Genomic DNA, 24,190 nt, shown 5'->3' with positions numbered 1-24,190 from the left:
TGCTTATATCATTATTAATGATTGGTGAAGCTTATGAATCGATGGAATAGTTCCATTACTGTGTGGCTGGTTTTACTGCCACTAATTTCCCTTATACCAGCAGCTTATTCGGATGAAGATACGCCATATAGTATCGAACAGACACAGGCTGTATTGCCCTTAGATATCGCCATCACTTTGGCAGAGCAGTCCAACCCGGGACTTGCCCAGCGTCAGGCTCAGGCTGAGGCGATGTCTGCCCTTCCCTCACAACTTGGCAGCCTGCCGGATCCAATGATCAGCATGGGACTGGTTAACTTACCGACAGATAGTCTCAATACCTCGCAAGAAGCTATGACACAATGGCAATTAGGTATTAGTCAGGAGATTCCATTTCCCGGCAAGTTAGCGCTGAAACAACAAGCGGCCACTGAACGAGCCAGTGCCAGCGCGTTTATGACGACAGAGTATAAACAGCAGCTAATTAAATCTATAACAAGCTACTGGTGGCAATTGTTTTATCTGGAAAAGACGTTGTCGGTAATTTCCAGCAATAAAACGTTGCTTAAACAATTTATCGATATTGCTGAAACAAAATATCGTGTCGGACATGGTCTGCAGCAGGATGTACTGCTGTCTCAACTGGAATTATCCAAACTCCTCAACCGTGAGATTGAGTTAAACAGTCAACGTGAACAGTTGGTTATCACACTCAATACCTTACTTAGCCGACCTACGCATACGCCCATTCAGCTTCCAGCCTTTCAGAACATCGACACCACACTCCCCGATATTAAACCTATCGCGGACATTCTCCATCTCGCGAAACAAAACAGGCCGTTTCTACAACAGCAAAAACACCTGATTGCTGCAGCAGCAGAAGATAAAGCCTTAGCTGAAAAAAACGTGTTACCTGATTTTAAAGTTTCGGCAGCTTATGGTCACAGACAAGGCAATAATCTGGATGGCTCTGATCGCAGTGACATGCTGTCACTGCAAGTCGGTATTAGCGTGCCGTTATTTGCCGATCGAAAACAAAAAATGGCCATTTCACAAAAAAACAGTGAATTAAAACAACAACAGTTCGCCTATCAGGATAGCTGGAATCAAGTTCAGGCAGAGATTGCGAATTACATGACGCAATATGAGCAGGCACGTCAGCAATATAGCTTATTAAATACAGGCATCCTGCCTCAGGCCAGACAAACCATAGCGTCAATGTTATCGGGGTATCAGGTTAACAAAGTCGACTTTCTCAATCTGGTTCGAGCACAAATCACACTTTATGACTACGAAACACAATTATGGCTTAGTGTAAAAACCGCAAAAACGGCATTAGCCAATCTCGAGGCCAGTGTAGGTAAGGACACTTTTTATGAATAAAACAACGTCTGTATTTATTAGTTTAATCAGTGGTTTATTAATCGGTACCGGTGGTTTAATGGCATATCAACACTTGTTCAGCCCACCAGCTGTGAAAGCAGAAGCTACACAGAAACCCGCCAAACCATTGTATTACCGTAATCCAATGAACCCGGAAGTCACCTCGCCTGTTCCAGCTAAAGACCACATGGGAATGGACTATATACCGGTTTATGAAGACGAGGCCTCTGCACCAGTAAAAGCAGGTACGGTTAAAATTGATCCGGTCACCGAACAGAATATTGGTGTTCGTACCGCAACGGCCAAACTTTCCAGCTTATCGCACCTTATCCGTACTGTCGGTAAAGTGACCTATGATGAGGAGCGCATATCTAAACTTCATCCCAAAACTGAGGGGTGGGTTGAAAAGCTTTTTGTTGATAAGACCGGTACTCAAGTCAATAAAAACACGATGTTATTGAGTGTATATTCGCCACAACTGGTCACCAGCTCACAGGAATACTTACTGGCGATTAGCAGTGCAAAAACGCTGGAAAACAGTCCTTTCGATGATATCCGTCGCAGTGCTGAGCAAATGGTCGTTTCAGCACGGGAACGTCTGGCATTGCTGGATGTGCCAAAGCATCAGATTCACGATATGGTGAAAACGGGCAATATACCCAAGGCGCTTCATATCCACTCCCCATTCACAGGGACAGTGATTAATATCGGCGCACGTGAAGGTCAATATGTCACACCACAAACAGAGTTATATATGCTGGCTGATCTCAGTAAAGTCTGGGTGATCGCACAGGTCTATGAGTCAGATCTGCCCTGGGTCGGTGAGAACGATACGGTTGAAATGCAATTAACGGCCATTCCAGGAAAAACCTTTAAAGGCACCCTCTCTTATATATATCCCTATGCTGAAGCGGCAACCAGAACCATTAAAGTGCGTATGGCATTTGATAATCCGGATTTGCTATTAAAACCGGACATGTTTGCCAATGTCACCATTCATACCAAAAATCAGCCTGAGGCCATTACGGTACCGACTGAAGCCATCATTCGCTCAGGTGATAAAGAACAGGTATTTATTATGAGAGCAGCGGGCCAGTTTGAACCGCGTATGGTCACTACCGGATTAAGTGCCGATGGCAGGACACAAATCCTAAATGGCGTGAAGGTGGGAGAAGAAGTGGTGACGTCTAGTCAGTTTTTGATTGATTCTGAGTCTAAACTTAATGAAACGACTGAGAAAATGCGTGCAATCGACGCCCCCGCTTATGATGAAATGCAAGATCATCAACAAAACATGATCGAACAGGACATGCCAGCACCCACATCATCGTCAATGAACATGCCAGAGATGGAGCATCATCACCATGATTAAATCCATCATCGATCTGGCATTACGTGAAAAGCTACTGGTTTTACTGGCAGCAGGTTTTTTGGTCGCCTCCGGTGTCTGGAGTCTGAAAAATGTCTCTTTGGACGCCATTCCAGACCTATCTGATGTTCAGGTGATTGTCTTTACACAATATCCGGGACAAGCACCACAAGTCGTTGAAGATCAAGTGACCTATCCTTTAACGACCGCCATGTTAGCTGTGCCTAAAGCCAAGTCTGTACGGGGCTATTCCTTTTTTGGTCTCTCATTTGTTTACATTATTTTTGAAGACAATACTGATATGTATTGGGCCCGGTCACGGGTACTGGAATACCTGAATTATGTCAGTAACCGTCTCCCAGAAAACGTATCGCCAAGCCTCGGACCTGACGCTACCGGTGTTGGCTGGGTATATGAATATGCCTTAGTTGATAAAAGCGGTCGTCATGATTTAGCACAATTACGCTCCATACAGGACTGGTATTTACGTTATCCGCTGCAAACCGTAGATGGTGTGGCTGAAGTGGCTTCGATTGGTGGTTATGTCAAACAATATCAAATCGAAGTGGATCCCAATGCCCTGCTCAATTACCACATTCCATTATCCAAAGTGAAAACAGCCATTCAGCGTTCGAATAGTGATGTTGGCGGTAAGCTAATTGAAATGGCAGAAACCGAATACATGGTGCGTGGATTGGGTTACATCCAGTCACTTGATGATATTCGCTCAATTTCCGTCAGTGTGACTGAAGATGGCACGCCAATTCGTCTGGCAGATATCGCTAATATTCACTACGGCCCTGATTTACGCCGCGGACTCGCTGAGCTGAACGGCGAAGGTGAAGTTGCAGGCGGTATCGTCGTTATGCGTTATGGTGAAAATGCACTGAGTACCATTAATAACGTAAAAGTAAAACTTAAAGAACTGGAAAAAAGCCTGCCAGCTGGTGTGGAAATACAGCCCGTCTATGACCGCAGTGATCTGATTCATCGTGGTGTGAATAATCTTAAATACAAGCTGCTGGAAGAATCGCTTATTGTCAGCTTCATTTGTATTATTTTCTTATTCCATGCCCGTTCTGCACTGGTAGCAATTGTTACTTTACCCATTGGTATATTGATGGCATTTATCGTAATGCACTGGCAAGGGATTAATGCCAATATTATGTCGCTTGGCGGCATAGCTATTGCGATAGGTGCGATGATTGATGGTGCCATTGTGATGATTGAAAATGCACATAAACACTTGGAAAAAGCCGCAACTGAATTAGGCAGAAAGCTCTCTTCATCTGAACACTGGCAAGCGATAGCAACTGCCTCTAAAGAAGTGGGACCGGCTTTATTTTTCTCGCTTATGATTATCACCGTGTCTTTTCTGCCGGTATTCACACTCCAGGCTCAGGAAGGCCGCTTATTCAGTCCCTTAGCATTCACCAAAACGTATGCCATGGCTGCGGCAGCTATTCTGGCAATAAGTTTAGTACCTGTTTTAATGGGATTACTGATTCGCGGCAATATTCTTGCTGAAGCCAAAAACCCGTTGAATCGTTTATTGCACGGCATTCATCGGCCTATTCTGAAATTTTGTATTCATTATCGTTTTCCCGTATTGCTCATCACCATATTGCTGTTAGCTGTCAGTATCATTCCCATACAGCGAACAGGCAGTGAGTTTATGCCACCGCTCGATGAGGGTGATATTTTGTATATGCCGACTACCTACCCCGGCCTGTCCATCTCTAAAGCTCGGGAGTTAGTGCAGCAAACAGATAAGATTCTCCATACCTTTCCCGAAGTGGCTTCGGTGTTTGGTAAAGCTGGTCGCGCTGAAACAGCCACAGATCCGGCTCCGTTATCCATGTTCGAAACGACTATTCGTTTAAAACCGCGAGAGCAATGGCCAGACCCTAGTAAAACCACACGGCAACTGATGAATGAAATGGATGAAGCCATTCAGTTTCCAGGTCTGACCAATAGCTGGACAATGCCCATTAAAACAAGGCTGGATATGTTATCGACAGGCATCAAAACACCGGTCGGTGTAAAAATCAGTGGTCCCAGCTTAACCGAACTCAATACGTTAACGGCGCAAGTTGAACAACTGCTCAACACACTCCCTGAAACCTTGTCTGCATTTGGTGACAAAGCGACAGGTGGGTATTTTGTTGATATCAATATCAACAGAGATGAAATTGCGCGTTATGGTTTACATATTGGTGATGTTCAAGATGTCATTCAGACAGCCATTGGTGGTATGAATGTCACCTATACGGTTGAAGGCCTGGAGCGATATCCCGTCAATTTGCGTTATCCACGGGATATGCGTGATAACTTAAATGAGCTTAAGCGCACCCTGATATCAGCACCAACCGGCGCCCAGATTCCATTATCACAACTGGCCGATTTAAGTCTGAAACGGGGTGCCCCAGTCATCAAGACAGAAAACTCACGGCCCAATGCCTGGGTCTATATTGATATAAAATCCGATGATATCGGCGGCTATGTAGAGAAAGCACGTCAATTGATTGATGAAAAGGTATCGCTGCCACCGGGTTATACCCTCAGTTGGTCAGGGCAGTTTGAGTATATGCAACGTGCCGCAGAGCGACTTAAGCTGGTGATTCCTCTGACACTGTTACTTATCTTTTTATTGTTATACCTCAACTTCCGTAATATTCGGTCACCGCTTATTGTGATGCTGTCGATCCCGTTTGCCAGCATTGGCGGTTTATGGTTGCTGTATTGGCTTGGATTTAACTTCTCTGTTGCCGTTGCTGTCGGTTTTATTGCACTAGCTGGCGTTGCCGCTGAGATTGGTGTGTTAGTTCTAACCTTTATCGATCAGAAGATAGATGAAGTCAGGAAACAGAACCCACAACAAAAACTCACCAAAGAGGCTATCTGGCAAGCTGTGTTTTCAGGCAGTGCAGAAAGAGTCCGTCCAGTTGCCATGACCGCTATCGCCATTACCGCTGGCCTGCTGCCCATTTTATGGAGTCATGGTACCGGCAGTGATGTGATGCAGCGCATTGCTGCGCCTATGGTAGGCGGAATGATTTCCGTTACCGTATTAGCGCTGTTTGTTTTACCGTTAATTTATGGTCTGGTTTTACAGTTTATTGAGCGTCGAAAATAGATGTGTAATGCAAACATAAATCAGACATTAAATGCCGCCAGTATTGCACAGGGTTTGCTTTCTCCGCCTACAGCGCAGTTACCAGCTAAACGTTTGAGGCTATCACGAGCTTGCTGCATGTCGGCTATTTTGGCGTCCAGCTCTTGTAAACGTCGCATGGCTAGTTGATATGCGCGGTGATGATCTTGTGTCGAATCAAGCCCTATGAGCTCTTTAATTTCACGTAAAGTAAAGCCTGCTTCCTGTGCTTTACGTATGAATTTGAGACGGCGCAAATCATGCTGCCCATATCGACGAATACCACCAGCGCTATCAGGCGTATCAAGTAACCCTTTGCGTTGATAATAACGGACGGTTTCCACCGTCACATTGACTTGTTTGGCGAACTGGCCGATGGTCCAACTGTCTTTTTTCATAAGGATATTGACTCTGTACTATGGTACGTACTTTATAGTCTAACCAAGCTCATAAGTTTAATCATCACCATTACTGTCAATTGGGTAGAAAACAGCAATACCCTATTGATAAAACAATTATTTCAGGAGAAGACAATGGCGACTGATCCCGTATGTGGTATGCAGGTTGATGAAACCTCTGCAAAATACCAAACCAGCTATAAGCATAAAAATTATGCCTTTTGCTCTCAACACTGCTTAAATAATTTTAAGGCGGATCCCGAGTTTTATCTTAATAAGCCTGAAACAGAGTATGCAAAAAGCTGTTGCAGCGGCAAACATGATCATCAGCCTAGTTCAGATAAACACCAGCATACTCATGCCGATGCCAAAGGCGACTATATTTGCCCCATGTGTGAGGGTGTTCGAAACGATGGGCCTGGCAGTTGCCCGAAATGTGGTATGGCATTAGAACCTGAAAACCCCGTTTCAACTAACCAGAAAACCGAGTACACCTGCCCAATGCACCCGGAAATCATACAGGATGAACCTGGTGACTGTCCGATTTGCGGTATGGCGTTGGAAGCTACCACCGTTGAAGTCGAGCCGGATAACAGCGAATACAAAGACATGTTAAAACGCTTCATTATTGGTGGGCTATTAGCATTACCTGTGTTTTTAATTGCCATGTTACTGGAAATGGCCCCATCATTTTTTCCAGTAAATACCAGTATCCAACAATGGCACTGGGCTGAGTTTATACTCGCTACACCTGTTGTGTTCTGGGCTGGCTGGCCATTTCTGGTGCGTGCTGTGCAATCAGTAAAAACTGGCCACTTAAATATGTTCACCCTGATCGGACTTGGCGTGAGTGTCGCCTGGACATACAGCATCATTGCATTGCTCTTTCCTGGCGTATTTCCAGCAAGCATACAACACGACGGTGTGGTAGCCGTTTACTTTGAGGCTGCCGCCGTCATCACGGTGTTGGTATTATTGGGTCAAGTATTAGAATTGCGGGCTCGCAGCCAAACCAATACTGCCATCAAACTATTAATGGATTTGGCGCCAAAAACAGCACGAAAAGTCACCGACTGTGGCCATGAAAAAGATATCCCACTGGATCAAGTCAAAGTGGGTGACAAATTACGGATTCGTCCTGGTGAGAAAATTCCTGTTGATGGCTTGGTCATCGAAGGCGAAAGTCACATTGATGAATCCATGGTCACAGGCGAAGCCATGCCGGTGAATAAAAAAGTCGATGACAAACTGGTTGGTGGCACAGTCAACGGCACTGGCAGTCTATTAATGCAGGCTGAAAAAATTGGCAGTGACACCCTACTCTCACAAATCGTGAAAATGGTAGCTGAAGCACAACGTTCCCGGGCACCAATACAAAAACTGGTCGATAAAGTCGCCGCTTATTTTGTACCGACCGTGATTGCGGTGGCCGTTATTACGTTTATTGTCTGGTTTGTAGTCGGTCCCGATCCAAAACTGGCACATGCTTTAATCAATGCCGTGGCAGTGTTAATCATTGCCTGCCCTTGTGCTCTAGGTTTGGCGACGCCGATGTCAATTATGGTGGGCACCGGCCGTGGTGCAGCTCATGGTGTGTTGATTAAAAATGCTGAAGCCTTAGAGAGTATGGAAAAAATCGACACGCTGGTTGTTGATAAAACTGGCACCTTAACTCAGGGTAAACCTCAACTGTCTGCCATTGAAGCCGTTGATGGCTTTGAAAAAAATGCTTTATTGCAGTGGGCTGCCAGCCTGGAGCAACATAGCGAACATCCGCTGGCAACCGCATTAATTGCGGCAGCAAAAAAACAAAATCTCTCACTTGCTGAAGCCAAACAGTTTCAGTCACATACCGGTCAGGGAATCAGTGGCAGCGTTGATGGGAAATCTATTTTGTTTGGCAATAAAGCCTTGATGCAAGCCAATAAGGTTGATGTCAGTGGGCTTGAATCACGAGCAGAAGCACTACGTCAGCAAGGTGACAGCGTGATGTTACTGGCTGTAGACGGTCAAGCAGCTGGACTAGTTGCCGTCGCAGATCCGATTAAAGACACCACCAAAGCCGCTATTGATGCCTTGCATAAAGAAGGTATCCGTATTGTGATGCTGACCGGTGACAATCATGTCACAGCCAATGCTGTGGCAAAACAGCTGAACATTGATGAAGTGCATGCCGATGTGCAACCGGAACAGAAAAATCAGCACATTAAAGATTTGCAAAGTCAGGGACGTATTGTCGCGATGGCTGGTGATGGCATTAACGACGCCCCTGCTCTTGCTCAGGCAAACATTGGTATTGCAATGGGCACAGGCACCGATGTTGCTGTTGAAAGCGCTGGCATGACTCTAGTGAAAGGTGATTTAAGGGGTATTTATCAGGCGCTCAAACTGAGTCGGGCCACCATGAAAAATATCCGCCAAAACCTATTCTTTGCTTTTGTCTATAACTCACTGGGGGTGCCTGTGGCCGCCGGGATTTTATATCCATTTTTTGGATTATTGCTTTCGCCTATGGTCGCAGCCGCCGCGATGAGTCTCAGCTCAGTATCCGTTATTGGCAATGCTTTACGCTTACGCCGGTTAAAGTTATAAGCTTTTCAGAAGCTTAAACTTGTTCTTCTCTAAAGCAGAGTCATGGTCTTGTGGCTCTGCTTTTTATATCTCATGTGACCAATTACCTCTCATCATGCGTACTCATGTTAATCTCTGCCATGTAGACAAGCTTAACCACAATAAAATGGTATAACTCAGCGCTTATGGAGAGAATTATGCGATTAGAATCACTCGCCTTACATCACGGTTATGAATCTGAACCGACGACTAAATCAGCTGCCGTTCCTATCTACCAAACGACCTCATATACGTTTGACGATACTCAGCACGGCGCTGATTTATTTGACCTGAAAGTTCCGGGCAATATTTACACACGAATTATGAACCCAACCAATGACGTGCTGGAAAAACGTCTTGCCGAGATGGAAGGCGGTATTGCTGGTCTGGCCGTGGCATCCGGCATGTCAGCGATTACCTATGCTATCCAGGCGATTGCGGAAGCAGGTGACAATATTGTCAGCAGCACTCAACTCTATGGCGGTAGCTACAACCTGTTTGCACATACCTTCCCGCGACAAGGGATTACGGTGCGTATGGCCTCTTTTGACGATTACGACAAAATCGAAAGCCTGATTGACGAGAAAACCAAAGCCTTATTCTGTGAATCAATTGGTAACCCTGCCGGTAATATCGTTGATATACAGCGTTGGGCTGAGATTGCTCATCGTCATGGTGTACCGTTAATTGTCGATAATACAGTAGCCACACCTTATCTTTGCCGTGTTTTTGATCATGGTGCAGATATCGTCGTGCATTCATTAACCAAATACATCGGCGGTCATGGCACAACAGTTGGCGGCATGATTGTCGACTCAGGTCGTTTTGACTGGGTGGCGAATAAAGATCGTTTCCCGATGCTTAACGAACCTGATCCTTCTTACCATGGCGTGGTCTATACAGAAGCATTAGGGCCTGCCGCCTATATTGGTCGTTGTCGTGTCATTCCGCTGCGTAATACGGGTTCAGCCTTGTCTCCTCACAGTGCCTTTTTATTAATGCAGGGTCTTGAAACCTTGGGTTTAAGAATGGAACGTCACTGTGAGAATGCACTGAAAGTCGCTAATTATTTGCAACAACACCCTAAAGTGGAATGGGTCAATTACGCGGCTTTAGAAAACAGCCCCTATCATGCGGTCTGCCAGAAAATTACCAAAGGTCAGGCTTCCGGTATTCTCAGCTTTGGCATCACCGGAGGCAAAGAAGCAGGTGCCCGCTTTATTGATGCTTTGCAGATGATTTTACGTCTGGTCAATATTGGTGATGCAAAATCACTGGCCTGCCACCCTGCTACCACCACTCATCGTCAGTTAAACCCGGAAGAGCTGGCCACCGCAGGCGTATCAGAAGACTTAGTGCGTATTTCGGTCGGGATTGAGCATATTGACGACATTATTGCTGATATCGCTCAGGCACTGGAAAAAGCATAAAAACAGCTTTATTTATCTCAACCTGATCTCACGGTCAGGTTGAGCATATTATTTTTTTATTGCCACTCGCCACACTTATAATGGCATCTCATTAAGTTGAGAGCGCTCTTCGTGCCATAACCAACGCCCATCAAAAAAATGACTAAACGCTCACCTAACAAAGGTTTACATCCTAGAAACCTTCATAATCACGGTTATGACTTTCTTGAATTGATAGCCAGCCATCCCCCCTTAGACGCTTTTGTATTCACCAATGATTTTGATCATTTATCTATCGACTACAGTGATGCTGAGGCCGTCAAACAACTAAATGCCGCTCTGCTGGCACATCATTATCAAATCAAGGACTGGGCTATCCCCGATGGTGCCTTGTGCCCGCCGATTCCTGGACGCGTCGACTATATCCACTACATAGCTGATTTATTAGGTGTTACAGATCGCACTAGCGATATCCGAATGCTCGATATAGGTATTGGCGCCAATGGCATTTATTCTCTGTTAGCCAGTCGGTGTTATGGCTGGCAATGTGTGGGCAGTGATATCAATGAAACGTCACTCAACAATGTCGCCACCATACTCGATAACAACAAAACATTAGAAACACAGGTGACACTGCGTCATCAGCCAAATCCACATCACATATTTGAAGGCATCATTAAGCAAGGTGAGCGATTTGATGTGAGCGTGTGTAATCCGCCTTTTCATGCTTCTGCTGAAGCAGCATTAAAAACGCATCAACAAAAACAACATAATTTAAAGCTAAAAACCAATAAGCCTACATTGAATTTTGGCGGTTCAGCAGCCGAATTATGGTGCAATGGTGGTGAGAAATTGTTTCTCAAAAAGATGATTCGTGAGAGTCAGGCGTTTGCCGAGCAATGTCGTTGGTTTACGAGTCTGGTGTCAAAAATTGAGAACGTAAAACCCGCAATCAAGTTAATTCAAAAACTGGGCGCTACTGAGGTAAAACAAATTGATATGTATCAAGGTAACAAAATCACACGTATCCTCGCCTGGACGTTTAATTAAAACGGTCAGCAGTCGCTAACGAACCTTCACTAAGTTGCGACCAGCCGCTTTCGCCTCGTACATAGCTTCATCCACCTTGTTTATGGCATCGTCAACACTATAGGCGGGATCAAGGGATGTGACACCAATCGAGGCCGTTACTTGTAATGTGTTACCTTCTTTATCGTAAATAATCTGCTGTTCTGCAACCATGCTGCGAATACGCTCTGCCACATGTTCGACTTGTTCTAATGTGGTATTGGGCATGCAAATCAGGAATTCTTCGCCACCGTAGCGATAAAGCTGATCATAAGGTCTCAATACGTGCTGTAAACATGCGACCGTTTTAATCAATACCTCATCGCCGACTGAGTGCCCGTAGTTATCATTCACCTGTTTAAAGTGGTCAAGATCGAGCATAGCCAATGCGCTGGGTTGTTGGCTTCGTTTTGCCAGAGCATGCTCTTTATTCAGTTCAGCCTGCATACCGGCTCGCGTCTGAGCCCCAGTTAAGGGATCCAGGTTCTGGACCAAATCGGCGAACTCGTGACGTAATGCCTGGAACTGTGTCCGCATCTTTTCAAGCTCATCGTTAAACTCATCAAACAAGCTCACTGGAATCCCTTGATCAGACACGACAAGCTCAATCAGTTGCTTCGCTTTTCTGTGCATCTTTTCATGGGCTATTTCCAGAGACACAAAGGTGGGATGCTCCTGAATCAGCTCGATATGTGAGGTGTACAACCACTCACCAAATTCACATGACTTATGTGCATCATTTTTGAGATCTTTTTCATCAGGTGCCACGCGGGACACTAACACTCGCAAAAGCCGTTGATACCATTGTTGATGACTGTCTATCGCTTTATCTATTTCATCAATAACAAAGCGTAATTGTTGGTGAATCACCGTTGTCATGCCTGCCCATCCGATTGGTAATGAATATAGAGCCGACGATGTCAGACTCTCATTTGACTATTCCATATTAGCGTTTGCTAAACAAGCCTTATTTGATTTATCCAGTCATGACACGTTTGATACGCTCAGCAGCTTCTACCAGCAATAACTCATCTCTTGTATAGGCAAAACGACAATGTGACTCAGCTTGGTGATGGCCAAAATCCAAACCTGGTGTGATAGCGACACCGGCTTGACTTAGCAGGAACCGGGATAAAGCCATACTATCGGGTATCTGCTCATTCAGCAGTGTTGAACAATCTGCATAAAGATAAAAAGCACCTTGTGGCGTGACGGGTATGGAAAAGCCGATATCTTTCAATAATGGCAGCAAGGTATTTCGGCGGCGCTCAAAGGCTTGGCGACGTTGTTCTAATATCGCTAAGGTATTGGACTGAAACGCCGCCAGTGCGGCATATTGCGACATGGTCGTTGGTGCAAGAAACAGATTCTGGGCTAATTTGTCCATCACTTCGGTATAGCCTTCCGGCACCATTAACCAGCCCAAACGCCATCCCGTCATACCAAAGAATTTAGAAAAGCTGTTGACGACAAACACCTGATCACTCACCGATAAGGCCGTGGGCGCGTGAAAGCCATCATAGGTAAGGCCATGATAAATCTCATCAACGACGAGATGGCCTGATTTTCTCGCGACAGCAGCAGCTAACTCCTTGAGGTCTGGTTGGGTTAACACCGTGCCTGTTGGATTAGATGGTGAAGCGACTAAAGCCATCGCGGTATTATCATCCCAATATTGCTCAATATGCTGAGCGGTGAGTTGGTATTGGTTATTCGCATTAACCGGAATACTATTGACGCGTCCTTCAACAAATCTGGCAAAGTGTTTATTGCAGGGATAACCGGGATCCGCCAACAACACCTGCTTCTGTTTCTCGAGTAACGCTCCCATTACCAAAAGTAATGCACCTGATGCGCCTGGTGTGACAATAATTCGCTCAGCATTGACCTTTACCTGATACTGCTCTTCATACCAGCCAGCAATTGCTTCTCTTAATTCAGGCAAACCACACGCTGGGGTGTAATGCGTCTTACCTTGCTTTAATGCATGTATGCCGGCTTCGATAATCGGTTGAGGTGTGTCAAAGTCGGGCTCACCCACTTCCATATGAATGATGTTCTGTCCTGCCGCTTCCAGCTGTTTAGCCTGAGACAAAATATCCATAACGTGGAAGGGAGAAATTGCGTTTGCGCGACTGGCGACTTTTTTGGTCATGCCGTATCCGTTTGAGTTTTAAGGTGAAATAATTGGCGGCTAGTTTAGCAAATTCAGCTGGTTTAACAGCAGCTATTGAAAAGGCTTGCCAATGCCCATACATAGGCGTACTAATCTACTGTTGAAAAAGATAGACAGGTGCGCGTTTCGGTGCCATGCTCTCTGGTTTTTAATCAGACTGATGTCGAGACGAAGAGAAAAAGTGATGGTTTTTTATTGTTAAATAATCAATTATCACCACACCCGTTCATCGACGTTAATTTTAATTTTGCACAAGCTGGGCGCTTCTGGTATAGATTCGCCCTTGGTTTTAGAAAGTATGAGGTTTCAAGATGGAAAACACTCAAGTCGACACTAAGATTACTCCTTACCAGGAGCAAGCAGGCGAAGAGTATATGAACGATGCTCAAGTTGAGCACTTTCGTCAGATTTTAGAAAACTGGAGAGCACAGCTTCGTGCTGAGGTCGACCGCACCGTTCATCACATGCAAGATGAAGCGGCCAACTTCCCCGATCCAAATGATCGCGCCACACAGGAAGAAGAATTCACACTTGAGTTACGCACACGTGACCGTGAACGTAAATTAATCAAGAAGATTGATGAGTCACTGGTGGACTTAGAAAAAGGTGACTACGGTTTCTGTGAGTCATGTGGTACTGAAATCGGTATTCGTCGTTTAGAAGCTCGACCAACAGCAACGCTATGCATCGATTGTAAAACTCTGGACGAAATCAGAGAAAAGAACCGCATCTGATTCGTCTGTTATAAGGCGTTGTTTCAAAGCATCAGGATTGATGCTTTAAGACCTCATACGCATAAAAAAGCCCCGATATCGGGGCTTTTTTGTATCGTCTCTTTCAACCTCTAATCATTAGAGGGCTCATAGGTATAAAGTAAATCTACACCACTTTCAGTGCCCGATTCTGCTTTTAACGCCCAGATTTTACTTAGCTGATATCGAAGCTCCACACTACTGACTGAATCAAACACGCCAATCCCGTAGCTTAGATAGAGTTTTGGTGATAAATATTTACCAATCGTCAACGCTGCATTTTCTTTACTATCACCGGTAATAGCAAACTCATCCAGACCAAACGTGTTAGCAATATCGTCACCAATCATCGCCCCATTTTGTAGGCCAATACCTGTCGCCGCTGAGGCCAATAGCGCCGCATCGGTGGCGCTGGCTTGCTCAATCGGTTTGCCTAAAATCAAATAAGATAAAATATCATCCTGACTCATATCAGGATCAGAAAATAACGTTGCCTGAGGTGCATTCACATTACCTTCAATATACAGGCCTGCAGTCACCTCTTTTGTTTCTCGTACTGCTTTAATATCCAGCTCAGGATTATCAATAGGACCAGAAAAACGAATTTTGCCATTGTCGACTTTCAATAACTGTCCATAGGCAATATAGCTTCCGTCTTTAATCGTTATCTGGCCATTACCTAGCAAGACATCATTAGGGTTACCTGACACCTGCAAATTACCCGTCAAGCGTCCCTGAAATCCCATAGCTTTGATCTGAACTTTGTCACCAAGACTGACCGTGATATCCAACTGAGTTTGTGAGGAACTCGCCTGTTCCGTTTGGGTATCTGAAATGACCTTCACATCAGTACTGGGGCTCACTGATGAGTTAAACCGAGTCGGTTCAATCTGGGCGCGTGGAATCGATACTTTCCCTGTGACTTTGGTGGCTTCCGGAGTCACTGTAATCGTCATATCGGGCTCAGCAATAACTAGTGCTTCAGGTGTGTTCATCACTTCAAGCTGTGACCCTGATACATTTGCAGTCAGCGCCCAGCCCGAGTTCTGTAGCACATATTCACCTGTGACATTGAGCTGCCCTTCACCTGATTCAGCCGTTAAGGTCATCTGAACCTTGTCAAGGTTACCGTTAATATCCGCTTGGATATTTTTCACAATAATTCCGGCATCCACCACGCTAACCTGTCCATTAGCCAACTTCGCTTTACCATCAATCTCTGGTTGCTCTATGGTTCCGCTAATACCGATATTGACATCCAGCTCGCCTTGCAAGCCTTCAATGGCCGGATGTGAAAATTGTAATGCTGACATATCCGCGATATGGGTAGTGATCTTACCTTTTAGTGCTGCCTGGTTTGGGTCGGCCATTAAAGCCTCTGCACTGGCTGTTGCTATGTCTGCATTCATGGCTGATACACCCTCTATTTGAGGTTCAATGTGCAGCTGTGCTGTGGTCTGAGTCTCATCTAACTGATACTCAATAAAGGTATTTTTCAGCGTAACGGCTTGCTTTTGTTGAAGGTCTGACTGATTAAGCTGAACAGAACCATTTTCTAGAGAAATTTTGCCTGACCCCGTCATCTTATTGTGCTTATCTGCTGCCAGGTTAAAGCGGCCTTTTAACTGTCCTTGCAGCTGCTCAAGTTCCACGGCTAGTGGCTCAAACAACGTCAAAGGTAAATCCGCAAACTCGCCTGATACTTGCCACTGTTCTTGAGAATGCATTGCAGCCAAACAGAGATTTCCTTTTTCAGACTGCCAGCAGTGACGGGGAATATCTTGCTGTTGCGCACTAAGTTGAAGCTCACCTTTTTCTCTCAGTTGCCAAACACCCGCCTGTTCATTACCAAAACTGAATTGACTGAACTGTCCTGTCCATATTTCCTTGTTCAGCTGTCCGTCTGCTGCTAAATCGAGATTGATCATGTTTGAGTCAACATTAAGCTGTATTTGGTGAGACTGTTGTTTTCCTTGCACAGCAAGCTCAATACGGTTAATGAGTTGATCGGATAGCATCAGTCCAGTAACAAGAATGTGGCTATTGATATTGGCATTAGTTTGCAGACTGACATCAATATTGCCTGAGAGTGTCTCTACTTTTGTTGTTTCAAAGGCAAGGGCTTGGCCATTAATCTCCGCCAAAATACGTGGTTGTTCGACACTACCTGTTAACTCGCCTTCACCGCTCAGTTGTCCTTGCAAGCCAGGATACAGATCTTGTAGGTCAGGTGAGCTTAATGTCCAGTCAATATCCAGGATGTCATTTTGAAGCTGTCCATTTAAACTCATCTGTGAATCACATGAGTTTGCTTTGAGGGTATCAATCCAGACATCTTCAGCTTGGGTGCGTAGTTTGGCTTCAATCGCCAGCGGTTTCTGTCTCAGTGTGCCTGATAATCTCAGCGACTCTAATTCGACGGCTAGTTGCTTATTTTTCTGGCTGACTTTTAACGGTACCTGACCGGATAAGTTACCTGGCCATTCTGGCACAATAATCCCAGGGTTGAGCTGTGTTAATGTCAGCTCACCATTCACTAAGGATTCCCCCGCCCAGGCTAACCGGCCTTGATATTCAACTTTACCCTGCCCCAACTCAACATATAATTGACTTTGCTCAAACCCTATATCGGTTTGTCCATCACCTGAGGCTTTTACCTTCATGGCGACCTCATTTACCGATAAATCAGTTTCTGAGCGTAATGTCATGCTGCTGGTATTGCCTGCTAAACTTAATCGACCTTCCCTTATATCAATAGCTAATTCACTAAGCGAGTCAGGTATGGTGATATCACGCCAATGGGCCTCAAGATCATAAGTGATTGGGGTTGATGACCAGTCAATATGACCTGCCGTATCGATATTTCCCCCCAGACCTTGCATCTCGAGTTGTTCGATTTCAAGCGATGAATCATTGCCTTCCAGCTTTGCCGTGATCGCCACGGGCTCATTCTGGTAACTTGTTACCGTATCCAGCGTAGCTTCGTAATGCTTTAATGAACCGGTTAGCATGACTTCGCCTTGCTCACTTTTTATCAACACATCGTCGCCTTGTAATGGCCACTGAAGTTGTTGCCATACCGCCTTAAGATCAAAGGCTATATCAGGTGTATTAGTATTGACCTTGCCTGCGACGGTAATGATTTTTTCGTTATCAGGGCTCGCTGTAAGCTCGATATTCCAGTCAGCCATATCGTCAGTGTTAGCTTGAATAGCTAGATCAATAGCTGGCAATTCCGGCTGTTTCGCCGTCAATCGCAGCGAGCTCGTCATGGTTGACAACGTGCCTTTCGCATGAAGATTGACCTTATTTAGTTCTAATGCCTGTTCAGGCACAAGTTGACTGATATCAACCACATCGGCAGAGACTGTTAATATCCAGTCCAACGAAGAGGTCAGGTCATTAACAACCAGTTTCTGCTCGGATTTAACGGGCTGCTGAACGTGCTGAGTGAGTACGAGTTGTTGTTGATTGCCGTTTATATTGCCATCGATGATGACAGTTTCAGCTAAGACATCCGAGATTTGTGCCTGATACGCCAAATCGACCGCATGTTCTGCTGTTAAGCCTATACGCCCTTTCAACTCTAGCTGTCCATCTTCGCGTTCGATGTATAGTTTTTTGATAATGACATCATCTGCTATGGTTTCAAGCTCAAGCTGGACATCTTCCAACAACGTATTGCTTGCTTCAGTTTGAGCAACAGTGACATTTTTAACACTAAGCGTTTCCAGCTTAATGCTCAAAGGTAAATGGATATCCGGCAGTTTGAAGTCAGAACTAGACTGTTCCGTCTCCTGGCTTTGTTCTGATGTGCTCAAGATCACACCATCCACAGCCACTTGTTGAATGAATAACTGGCGTTTTAATAAAGCTGATGGCTGCCATTGCAATACCACACTCTTAATCCGAACGGCGGTTCCCTGCTCTGGTTGATAACGAACATCAGATAAAGACAACTTGCCGAATAATTGGCCATTAGCTTCTTTAACATTCAGCGCCGGCACAAATGTTTGAACGATATTGAGTGATGCTTTCAGACCTGACTGAGTCGTCAAAAGCCACCCCATACTAAGAATGATGGCCACAAAAATAACAATAACACCAATAAGAATAGGCTTACGCATGTTTATAAATCCGGGCCAATAACGATGTGTAATGCAATGGGCTCATCCTTATCTGAGAGTCCCTTTGCTAAATCAACACGAATTAAACCGACAGGTGAACGCCAGCGAACACCGACACCAACGCTGTATTCAATTGGATCACTAAAACTATTAAAAGCGTTACCAAAATCAGAAAAGATAGCCCCGCCCCAGTCTTTAAGAAACATATGTTCGAGTTCCACACTACCTACCGCAAGATAGCGTCCCCCCACAACGTCACCATCAGAGTTTTCAGGCCCAAGAGATTGGTAGTCAAAACCGCGAATACTGTTATCGCCACCAGTAAAAAAGCGCAACGAACTCGGCAGCCTGTCAAAGTCGCTCACCTGAGTCGCACCAACCGATCCTCGTGTAATAAAACGGCTATTCTCACCAAACGACTGAATGAACTTACCTCTAACGACGATCTGACCGAATGTAATATCTGATAATACGGCTTCAGATGCGCCAGACAGACTCAAAGATAAACGAGCCCCGTGTTTTGTGTAGATAGTATTGTCTGCCCAAGTTCTACTCCAAGACATGCCTGGAATAAGTAGTAGTGTCGATTCACTCTCATCAGAAATATCAAAATTTTCCTGTAATACTTTGAGAGAGCCTGTCTCGTCCCAACCCCACCTATCACGTTTGTAATAACCACCAACAGCGAAGGATTCACTTTCACTAGTATCTGTATCTTGCTGTTTAAATTCAGTATTCACACCCACCGTATTAATGGTTTCACTCCAGAAAGGCATGACATAATCAGCACTGACTGTGTTGGTGACTTGTGATAATCGGGCATTCGCTTCGAGCCGGTGGCCTCGCTTGTTCACGTAACGGTTTTCCCAGCCAAGACTTAATCTTGCACCGGTGTCAGTACCGTATCCCAACCCCGCGGTATAAAGTTGTCGAGGTTTTTCTTCCAGGCTGATATCCATAGGCACTGAACCATCATCACGCTCAGCACGATTGGTTTTTACTGAAACAGAATCAAAATAACCACTGTCACTAAGATTCTTTCTTAGCGTTAATGCTTTTGTATTCAGATAGGGTTCACCTTCAGTATATGGGACTAACTTTTCCAGTAATGGCTCACCAACTACCGTGTCTGGAAACAATGTTTGACCAAACCGGTATCGAACACCTGAATCATAATGAAGATACACATTGGCGATGTTTTTTGGCACATCGACCTCAACCTCTGATTGAGTCAATTTGCCATCAAAATAACCTCGACTGATACCCAGCGTTAATATCGATTTTTTTGCAGCTTCGTATTTTTGGTGATTAAGCTGCTGGCCTGGCTCTAAGGCAAACGACTTTTTGAGTTTTATAAATTCTGGATCCTCAGCAGCCTCTCCTATAAAAGATAGATCAACCAGAGATAGCTTAACTGGCTCACCAAGAGCAATGGTATAAATGGCTTGCCAGTTGTCTTTGTCATGATGTAATTCAGCGTTGATGTCTGGCTGGTAATAACCAAATACCGTAAGCATTGTGCGCAACTCTTCAATTGCTGAGGTATGCAGTTTTTCCAGATAACGTTGATTTAAACGATCACTGTCTTTTTGTTTTTCAATTGAAAGGCCATTGAGTAAGGTCTTACTCAAGGCTTCATCTACACCGTTGATTTTTACAGTTAATTTAATAGGATCAGAGAGCGATACTGAACTAAAAAATATCAGTATAAATATGAATAATAGTCTGTAAAGAGAGGCTATTGCAGGCAAAATAATCTCGGGTTGAAAGTAAGATAGACAGCTATTATGACAGCAGAATAATGACTTGCCGATGATAAATTGAGATAGGCGTTTTACTTTTTATTGATGAACTTCTGACGATAAACGCTTGGCGCACAGCCAAAAAAACCGGTAAAGCGACGACTGAAGTGACTTAAATCACTAAAACCAAAACTGTAACAAGCATCCGTCACACTTTTACCAGCCTGCATGGCTTCTGCTGCTGCTTTTAAACGAATTTGCTGCTGAAACTCACCCGGCGTACAACCCAATTGCTTTTTAAACTCTACATACAGTCGGCTTCGACTCATACAGGCCTTACGACATAACTGATCCACATCCAGAGGATGAGCAATATTCTGCTCCAAATAATGAATCGCTGCTGTCACACCTGTCGCATCGGGAGATTGCTGGCAATAACTTAATAGGACATCACGCCCTTGTTCCCTGAGTAGTCTAATCACCAGCTCAGTAACACTGAGATCCAACATAATCTCTTTATCTGGATCATTGCGAGTGTACAAAGCCACCATTTTTTCCAGCAAATGCTGAGTATCACCCGTGTGATGTTTATGAATGATTTTGGGCTGATATTCCCACTCGTGATTAGGAGCATCAAGCACAATGAGATCTCGCATACGCTCTGACAGTTTTTCAATTCTATCTTTAGATATTTCTATGGTCAGACACGTTGTCGGATCGGTTTCATTGGCATCCGGAAAATCAATTTCCACAAGTTCACCTGGAGGAACAACGTAAGACTCATGCGGCAAAAACAGTTCACCGTCATTCTTATGCGGGCTATGCATGACTTTTCGACCACTTACCATGCCACAGTAGAGCAATTGCTGCGCTTCCAGCCCAACTCGGCTTACGGCTCGATAGGTATCGTAAATGCTCAGTTCTGACTCAGGGCCAGCAAACTGAACTTTATTTTCAGTCAAGAATTGTCGTTTTTCACGCCGTTTTACCAGCGAGAGTTTCTCAATTTTCATCCAGATATCTTATACCAAATTCGAAAATAATTTTGGAATGCTTCTGGACTCTCAGTCAAGTGATTGAGATTTTCAGTCAAGCGAACTTGCCAGTGATGGAATTATCCTGCATCTTTATGTTCAGACTATAACCATAAGCAAAGAGAGAAAGACTATGATCTATGCAAAACCCGGTACTGAAGGCGCTGTCGTCAGTTTTGAATCGCGTTATGAAAACTTCATTGGTGGCAAATGGGTTGCGCCAGTGAAAGGTCAATATTTCACGAATACTACGCCTGTAACAGGGGAAGTGATTTGTGAAATTCCAGAATCAACTGCAGAAGATATTGACTTGGCATTAGATGCTGCCCATGCGGCGAGAGATGCCTGGGGTAAAACGTCTGTTCAACAACGTTCTAACATTCTGTTAAAAATTGCCGACCGCATTGAAGAAAATCTTGAAATGCTTGCCGTGGCTGAAACCTGGGATAACGGTAAAGCCGTTCGTGAAACATTAAATGCCGATATCCCACTCGCTGCAGACCACTTCCGTTATTTTGCTGGCTGCATCCGTGCCCAGGAAGGCACCATGGGTGAAATCGATGAAACGACTGTCGCATACCACTTCCATGAGCCTCTCGGTGTCGTAGGTCAAATTATTCCATGGAACTTCCCGCTTCTGATGGCAGCATGGAAACTGGCACCAGCATTGGCTGCTGGTAACTGCATTGTGATGAAACCGGCAGAATCAACACCTGTTTCCATTCTCAAACTGATGGAAGTCATTGGTGACTTGTTACCTGCTGGTGTTTTAAACATTGTTAATGGCATGGGTCGCGTTGCTGGTGAAGCATTAGCCTCAAGTACGCGTATTGCCAAAATCGCCTTCACTGGTTCAACACCTGTTGGCTCGCACATCATGAAACGTGCAGCGGAAAATATTATTCCATCGACTACTGAATTAGGTGGTAAATCGCCTAACGTTTTCTTCGAAGATATCATGCAACAAGAAGAAGACTATATTAATAAGTGTGCTGAAGGTTTAGTGCTGGCCTTCTTCAACCAGGGTGAAGTCTGTACATGCCCATCTCGAGCGGTTATTCAAGAAAGCATCTATGATGACTTCATTAAAATAGTTATCGAACGCGCTAAGAACATCAAACGTGGTAACCCTCTGGATACTGAAGTACAGGTGGGTGCGCAAGCGTCACAAATGCAATTTGAAAAGATCCTCAGCTATGTTGATATCGGTCGTCAGGAAGGTGCAGAAGTGCTTATGGGCGGTCAGGTTGAGCAACTCGGTGCTGAATTCGACAATGGCTACTACATCCAGCCAACATTGATGAAAGGCCATAACAAAATGCGTATCTTCCAGGAAGAAATCTTTGGACCCGTTGTCTCTGTAACTACATTCAAAGATGAAGCAGAAGCTCTAGAAATTGCCAATGACACCGAGTTTGGTCTGGGTGCCGGCTTGTGGACGCGTGATATGAACCTGGCTTATCGTATGGGCCGCGGCATTCAGGCCGGTCGTGTGTGGACAAACTGCTACCATATGTATCCTGCTCATGCCGCATTCGGTGGTTATAAAAAATCCGGTGTTGGACGTGAAACCCACAAAATGGTGCTGGAACATTATCAACAAACTAAAAACTTGTTGGTTAGCTATAGCACTAGCCCACTCGGTTTCTTCTAGAAGCCTGTTCACTCCCAAAACTCTCCCTCAATACAAATTGAGGGAGAGTTTTTTATGTCTGCTTAACACACATTGATAATCATTGTATTGTGTTAATTTAGCTAAAGAATAATTATAAAGGTGTCGCATATGGCTCAAGATAATATCGAATCAACCTTACACGAAGATCGTCAATTTCCACCTAGTGAAGCCTTTCTGAAAACGGCATCATTACTCTCAGACCAACTTGATGTCTTATACAAAAAAGCGGAACAAGATCACGAAGCATTTTGGGCTGAGATAGCGCGCCAGGAAATCGATTGGAAACAGCCTTTCACCCAAACTCTAGACGATACTAATGCCCCGCATTACCGCTGGTTTCCGGATGGCAAACTCAACGTCTCTTATAACTGTCTGGATCGTCAGCTTGAAAAAAATGCGGATAAAACAGCCGTCATTTTTGAAGGTGAAAAAGGTGATGTAGAACATATCAGTTATCGAGAGCTTCATCGTCGTGTCAGCATCTTTGCCAATGCTTTGAAAGCACAAGGTATTGGTAAAGGTGATCGCGTCATTATTTACATGCCCATGATTACTGAAGCTGTCGTTGCTATGCAGGCTTGTGCACGGATTGGCGCGATTCATTCGGTGGTATTCGGCGGGTTTTCAGCGTCATCCTTAAAAGACCGTATCGAAGACACTCAGGCCAAATTGATCATCACCGCCGATGGCGGCTTTCGTGGCGGCAAAACCGTTGAACTGAAAAAAACGACCGATCAAGCATTAGATGCTGGCTGCGAAAGCGTCGAAAAAGTCATTGTTTATCAAAGAACCAAACATGACGTACCTATGCAAGCTGGAAGAGATATCTGGTGGTCTGATGTGACAGCAGATCAGCCTGAAGAATGTGAACCGGAATGGATGGACGCAGCAGACCCGTTATTCCTTCTTTATACTTCAGGTTCTACTGGCAAGCCTAAAGGCATTCAGCATAGTTGTGGTGGTTATCTGTTAAATGCCATCACCACCATGCGTTGGGTTTTTGATATTCAGGACTCCGATGTTTTCTGGTGTACAGCTGATGTCGGCTGGATTACCGGTCATACTTATGTGGCTTATGGCCCGCTTGCTACAGGTGCCACACAAGTTATCTATGAAGGCGTGCCAACCGTTCCTGATGCCGGCCGTTTCTGGGATATCTGTCAGCGTCATGGCGTCACCATTTTCTATACAGCTCCCACGGCTATTCGTGCATTAATGAAAGTCGGTGATGAAATCCCAAACAGTTATGACTTATCTAAGTTACGACTATTAGGCACCGTCGGCGAGCCGATTAATCCTGAAGCCTGGATGTGG

15 protein-coding genes are annotated in these 24,190 nt (G+C 44.8%); 9 read left to right on the top strand and 6 right to left on the bottom strand.

Annotated elements, in window-relative coordinates; translation table 11 throughout:
- Positions 1 to 33 precede the first annotated feature (33 nt).
- The 3 genes from B3014_RS03160 to B3014_RS03150 are packed head-to-tail and all read left to right on the top strand — an operon-like array spanning position 34 to position 5,867.
- A complete protein-coding gene (locus tag B3014_RS03160) occupies positions 34 to 1,362 on the top strand; it encodes a TolC family protein (protein ID WP_289244829.1) in 1,329 nt (442 codons plus the stop codon).
- Positions 1,355 to 2,734 (top strand): efflux RND transporter periplasmic adaptor subunit, encoded by a 1,380-nt coding sequence (locus B3014_RS03155; protein WP_289244828.1) that lies wholly within the window; start codon positions 1,355 to 1,357, stop codon positions 2,732 to 2,734. The genes B3014_RS03160 and B3014_RS03155 overlap by 8 nt, the downstream gene beginning before the upstream one ends.
- Positions 2,727 to 5,867: an efflux RND transporter permease subunit gene (locus B3014_RS03150; RefSeq protein WP_289244827.1), complete on the top strand. Its 3,141-nt coding sequence runs from the start codon at positions 2,727 to 2,729 to the stop codon at positions 5,865 to 5,867. Before B3014_RS03155 ends, B3014_RS03150 begins: the two co-directional genes overlap by 8 nt.
- A gap of 20 nt (positions 5,868 to 5,887) precedes the next feature.
- Here the strand turns inward: B3014_RS03150 and B3014_RS03145 are convergent, their stop codons facing one another.
- Positions 5,888 to 6,283, bottom strand: coding sequence for a MerR family transcriptional regulator (locus B3014_RS03145; protein WP_289244826.1), 396 nt, complete (start codon positions 6,281 to 6,283; stop codon positions 5,888 to 5,890).
- Between the two features lie 135 nt (positions 6,284 to 6,418).
- Here B3014_RS03145 and B3014_RS03140 point away from each other — a divergent pair, with 135 nt between their 5' ends.
- The 3 genes from B3014_RS03140 to rlmF all read left to right on the top strand — a co-directional run bounded on the left by B3014_RS03140 (position 6,419) and on the right by rlmF (position 11,352).
- A complete protein-coding gene (locus tag B3014_RS03140; RefSeq protein WP_289244825.1) occupies positions 6,419 to 8,875 on the top strand; it encodes a heavy metal translocating P-type ATPase in 2,457 nt (818 codons plus the stop codon).
- A 176-nt stretch (positions 8,876 to 9,051) separates the two neighbouring features.
- Positions 9,052 to 10,323 (top strand): O-acetylhomoserine aminocarboxypropyltransferase/cysteine synthase family protein, encoded by a 1,272-nt coding sequence (locus B3014_RS03135; RefSeq protein WP_286304891.1) that lies wholly within the window; start codon positions 9,052 to 9,054, stop codon positions 10,321 to 10,323.
- A 138-nt stretch (positions 10,324 to 10,461) separates the two neighbouring features.
- Positions 10,462 to 11,352: a 23S rRNA (adenine(1618)-N(6))-methyltransferase RlmF gene (gene rlmF / locus B3014_RS03130; RefSeq protein ID WP_289244824.1), complete on the top strand. Its 891-nt coding sequence runs from the start codon at positions 10,462 to 10,464 to the stop codon at positions 11,350 to 11,352.
- Between the two features lie 15 nt (positions 11,353 to 11,367).
- Here rlmF and B3014_RS03125 read toward each other — a convergent pair whose 3' ends face one another.
- Both B3014_RS03125 and B3014_RS03120 read right to left on the bottom strand, forming a co-directional pair.
- Positions 11,368 to 12,249 (bottom strand): diguanylate cyclase, encoded by an 882-nt coding sequence (locus B3014_RS03125; RefSeq protein WP_289244823.1) that lies wholly within the window; start codon positions 12,247 to 12,249, stop codon positions 11,368 to 11,370.
- A 97-nt stretch (positions 12,250 to 12,346) separates the two neighbouring features.
- On the bottom strand, positions 12,347 to 13,525 hold the full coding sequence (locus B3014_RS03120) for a pyridoxal phosphate-dependent aminotransferase (RefSeq protein ID WP_289244822.1): 1,179 nt from the start codon (positions 13,523 to 13,525) through the stop codon (positions 12,347 to 12,349).
- A 332-nt stretch (positions 13,526 to 13,857) separates the two neighbouring features.
- Here B3014_RS03120 and dksA point away from each other — a divergent pair, with 332 nt between their 5' ends.
- Positions 13,858 to 14,280 carry an RNA polymerase-binding protein DksA gene (gene dksA / locus B3014_RS03115; protein ID WP_286304894.1) on the top strand — a complete coding sequence of 141 codons (423 nt, stop codon included), beginning with the start codon at positions 13,858 to 13,860 and terminating at the stop codon, positions 14,278 to 14,280.
- A 110-nt stretch (positions 14,281 to 14,390) separates the two neighbouring features.
- Here the strand turns inward: dksA and B3014_RS03110 are convergent, their stop codons facing one another.
- The 3 genes from B3014_RS03110 to B3014_RS03100 form a co-directional block, all read right to left on the bottom strand.
- Entirely contained in the window at positions 14,391 to 18,425 is a 4,035-nt protein-coding gene (locus B3014_RS03110; RefSeq protein ID WP_289244821.1) for a translocation/assembly module TamB domain-containing protein, read from the bottom strand.
- Between the two features lie 2 nt (positions 18,426 to 18,427).
- Positions 18,428 to 20,176 carry an autotransporter assembly complex protein TamA gene (locus B3014_RS03105; RefSeq protein ID WP_289244820.1) on the bottom strand — a complete coding sequence of 583 codons (1,749 nt, stop codon included), beginning with the start codon at positions 20,174 to 20,176 and terminating at the stop codon, positions 18,428 to 18,430.
- An 83-nt stretch (positions 20,177 to 20,259) separates the two neighbouring features.
- The gene (locus B3014_RS03100) at positions 20,260 to 21,180 is read right to left on the bottom strand and encodes a helix-turn-helix domain-containing protein (RefSeq protein WP_286304898.1); all 921 of its coding nucleotides are present in this window, start codon (positions 21,178 to 21,180) and stop codon (positions 20,260 to 20,262) included.
- Between the two features lie 154 nt (positions 21,181 to 21,334).
- On the opposite strand from B3014_RS03100, the gene B3014_RS03095 reads away from it, so the two are divergent.
- Both B3014_RS03095 and B3014_RS03090 read left to right on the top strand, forming a co-directional pair.
- Entirely contained in the window at positions 21,335 to 22,855 is a 1,521-nt protein-coding gene (locus tag B3014_RS03095; RefSeq protein ID WP_289244819.1) for an aldehyde dehydrogenase family protein, read from the top strand.
- A gap of 129 nt (positions 22,856 to 22,984) precedes the next feature.
- A partial coding sequence (locus tag B3014_RS03090) for an AMP-binding protein (RefSeq protein ID WP_289286902.1) occupies positions 22,985 to 24,190 on the top strand: 1,206 nt, incomplete at its 3' end.

It is taken from the genome of Methylophaga sp. UBA678 (assembly GCF_002299105.1).
Classification (GTDB): Bacteria; Pseudomonadota; Gammaproteobacteria; order Nitrosococcales; family Methylophagaceae; genus Methylophaga; species Methylophaga marina.
This window is presented reverse-complemented; position numbering and strand designations above follow the sequence as displayed.